Source organism: Corynebacterium gottingense, assembly GCF_002285125.1.
Lineage (GTDB): Bacteria > Actinomycetota > Actinomycetes > Mycobacteriales > Mycobacteriaceae > Corynebacterium > Corynebacterium gottingense.
This window is the reverse complement of sequence record NZ_NSGN01000018.1, coordinates 1-1,441: the sequence shown is the minus strand read 5'-3', so window position 1 is coordinate 1,441 and position 1,441 is coordinate 1. Positions and strand designations below refer to the sequence as shown.

1 protein-coding gene is annotated in these 1,441 nt (G+C 58.7%); it reads left to right on the top strand.

Annotated features, from left to right (window positions below; all coding sequences use genetic code 11):
* Positions 1 to 56 precede the first annotated feature (56 nt).
* Entirely contained in the window at positions 57 to 1,406 is a 1,350-nt protein-coding gene (locus CKJ82_RS11480) for an IS256 family transposase (RefSeq protein ID WP_095538251.1), read from the top strand.
* Positions 1,407 to 1,441 lie beyond the last annotated feature (35 nt).

Here is a 1,441-nt window from a genome sequence, read left to right as displayed (position 1 = left end):
GAGGGTGTCAGAAAGTTTGTGTGTGAGGCTCTCATCTAGAAGGAGTTTCACCGATAATGACTACGGTGTCACCGAAGAACAACCATGACCCGGCGAGGGTCAACGAGATCAGCGAGAAGCTGATGGAAAACCCTGAACTCTCCAGCTTGATCAGCGAGCTGTCGACCTCCGCTGAGGATGCAAGCGAGTTGGTCAAAGGCCTGCTCCAGGCATCGATCAACGCTGGTCTACAGGCGGAGATGGATGCGCACTTGGGCTACGGCCATTCCGACCGCAAGACCAAAGCCCAGGTCGAAACCGCGCAGGAGAATAACCACCGCAACGGGTCGTACACCAAGACCGTCAATTCTGGCTACGGCGCGGTGGAAGTAACCGTGCCCAGGGATCGTGCCGGCACGTTTACTCCCCGCATGGTGCCCAAAGGCGCACGCCGGTTGACCGAGCTTGACGACATGATCGTCTCGCTCTACGCCGGTGGGATGACAGTGCGCGATATTCAGCACCATCTTGCGACCACGCTTGGGGTGGATATGAGCCCGGATACGATCAGTACCATTACCGATGCGGTCTTGGAAGAGGTCATGATCTGGCAAAACCGGCAGCTCGACGAGTTTTACCCGGTGATCTTCCTCGACGCGCTACGCGTGAAGATTCGTGACGGCCACCGCATGGTCAACAAGGCTTGCTACATGGCAGTTGGTGTCGACATGGACGGCATCAAGCACATCCTGGGATTGTGGATCGCTGAGAATGAAGGCGCCGCATTCTGGGCATCGGTGTGCGCAGATCTGGCCAACCGCGGGGTCCAGGACGTGTTCATCGTGTGCTGCGACGGGCTCAAAGGCCTGCCGGAAGCTGTGGAGGCGACCTGGCCGAATTCCATGGTGCAGACCTGCATTGTGCACCTGATTCGGGCTGCGAACCGGTGGGTGTCTTATCAGGACCGCAAACTTGTCTCCCGCGCGCTACGTGAGGTCTACACCGCCAACAACGAGGAGACCGCACGCGCCAACCTGGATGCGTTCGAGGCCAGTGAACTGGGCCGGAGATACCCCCAGTCGGTCAAAGTCTGGCGCGACGCCTGGGAGCGGTTCGTGCCGTTTCTGCAGTTCCCGCCTGCGGCCAGGCGGGTGCTCTACACCACCAATTCGATCGAGTCGCTGAATGCTGAACTGCGTAAAGCTACTCGAAACCGGGGTCAGTTCCCGAACGATACCGCGGCGCTGAAGACGCTTTGGCTGATGATCTGCAACATCGAGGACAAGCGTGCTGCTCAGCGGGCGAAGAAAGCGAAGCGCGACATTGAGCGCAACGGCTATATTGAAGGGGCGAAAGCCACCGGGTGGAAACAAGCCATCAACCAACTAGCCGTGGCTTACCCCGACCGATTCGCGGACTACTTGTAAACCAAGCCCCCGCACACAAACAATCGGACACTCTC